This window comes from Streptomyces sp. NPDC051219 (assembly GCF_040682335.1).
Taxonomy (GTDB): Bacteria; Actinomycetota; Actinomycetes; order Streptomycetales; family Streptomycetaceae; genus Streptomyces.
The window spans coordinates 1-1,607 of sequence record NZ_JBFBAS010000085.1; the positions used below are offsets into that span (position 1 = coordinate 1).

The window sequence follows — 1,607 nt, forward strand, 5'->3', positions numbered from 1 at the left end:
GCCCGCAGCTCCTAATTAGCGGCCGAGTCGTCGTGAGACACCGGGCGGCCAGGTGTTGGGAACCATCGACGGCAACCCTCTGAAAGCCATACCCAAGTGTCTCTGGATCTCTGGACCTTACGACTGGCCCGTCCAACCCACACAACAACGTAGGACCCTCTGAGGACCACGGCGGTTGTCCTGCCGGGACGATGGACGATGGTTTTCCCCTACGCACGCGATGCATGCCCAGTGAGGTTGAAACGCTCCCTGCCGTGCCGGCACTGACGGGATGGCGCCGTGATCTCGGTGGGTGACGGACCCAGCGCTGCGCGGGCCGGTGGACGGTGGACGGTGGACGGTGTCAACGTCAACGGCCGGGCAATGGTCGCATATACCCGCAACGTTTCCACCGACGGCGGCAAACAACGAATGACATGTGGTTTGCCCAAATGTCGCTGAATTGTCTTCGCTGCACTCGGCAGGTCGGCCTCTCCCGGTTTCCCCCGGCGACAGTACCGTGTTCCGCATTCCATCACTACCCCGGTCTCGTCGGCACACGTGTGGTCGGCCCGATTCATCTGTATTCCGGAGTGCACTCCTGCATATGATGTCCCGGGGTACCCGTCCCGGCGTCCGGGCCGAGCGGCACCGCAGATGAGCCGGCAGGGACGCAACAAGGAGGGTTGAGGATGAGAGGAACACATGGTCTCTGTAACCCGCACGGCGCATAACATTGAGATCACCGCTGAAAGTCTCCAGGAGGACTTGGCCCGTCTGGAGGTCCAGAAGCAGGCGCTGGAGAGGGAACTGGCTGCAGTCGTAGCCCATCTCGGCTCCGTCCAGCGGGCCCTTAGTGCCCTCGAGGTCCTGATGCTCGACACAGCTGGCGCGGCCCCGGCGGACACTCCCCGTGCGGCGGCTGCAGGGCCGGACCAGGCACCGGCACCCGTGGAGCCGCAGACGGTCGTGTCCTCCTCCGCATCCGCAGATGTCGCGCCGAAGACCAAACCACAGGTTCAGCGGCCCAAGGGCCGACAGGACGCAAAGGTGCCTGCCGCCTCCGGCGCCTCCACAGAGGCTGACAAGCAGAGGAAGTATGGCAAGCTCACCGAGCAGATCCTGGAGTACTTCGCCACGGTCGGCGACGCGAATGTGCGTGCCCGCGATGTGGCCGCATCTCTCGGCCGCGACGCCGACAGCGGGAGCATCAACGCGGTCCGGAGCACGCTCGATCGTCTGGTCGGCACTTCCCGTATCCACCGAACCGGCCGGGGCCTCTACCGCGCCAAGCGCCACTAGGGCGTGTGTCGAAAGTGGATCTCGAGGTGAGATGATCTTGCTTTGTGGCACGCGGAATTCAACTCACCCTGCCCGTGGGGGAATCCATCCCGGTCGCGCTGCGGCCATTTCCAGGGCGTCCAGGACGAGCCTGGTCTCCTTGGTGGTGGCGGCGGACCAGCCGACGATCCGCCGAGAGAAGGTGTCCACGACGAACGCGACGTAGACGATCCCGGACCAGGTCTTCACGTAGGTGATGTCCGCGACCCAGCAGCGGTTCGGCGCCGACGCGACGAAGTCGCGGTCGACCAGGTCCGGGGCCCGCTCCACGGAGTCGCCCGGGACCG

The 1,607-nt window shown here is 65.3% G+C and carries 1 protein-coding gene and 1 pseudogene; one reads left to right on the forward strand and one right to left on the reverse strand.

The genetic code is table 11. The features are described 5' to 3' along the window. Positions 1 to 684 precede the first annotated feature (684 nt). Positions 685 to 1,281, forward strand: a complete 597-nt coding sequence (locus tag AB0M62_RS34800; protein ID WP_366078328.1) for a hypothetical protein — start codon at positions 685 to 687, stop codon at positions 1,279 to 1,281. A gap of 102 nt (positions 1,282 to 1,383) precedes the next feature. Here the strand turns inward: AB0M62_RS34800 and AB0M62_RS34805 are convergent. Further along, positions 1,384 to 1,607: pseudogene (locus tag AB0M62_RS34805) on the reverse strand (DDE-type integrase/transposase/recombinase); the annotation flags it as partial.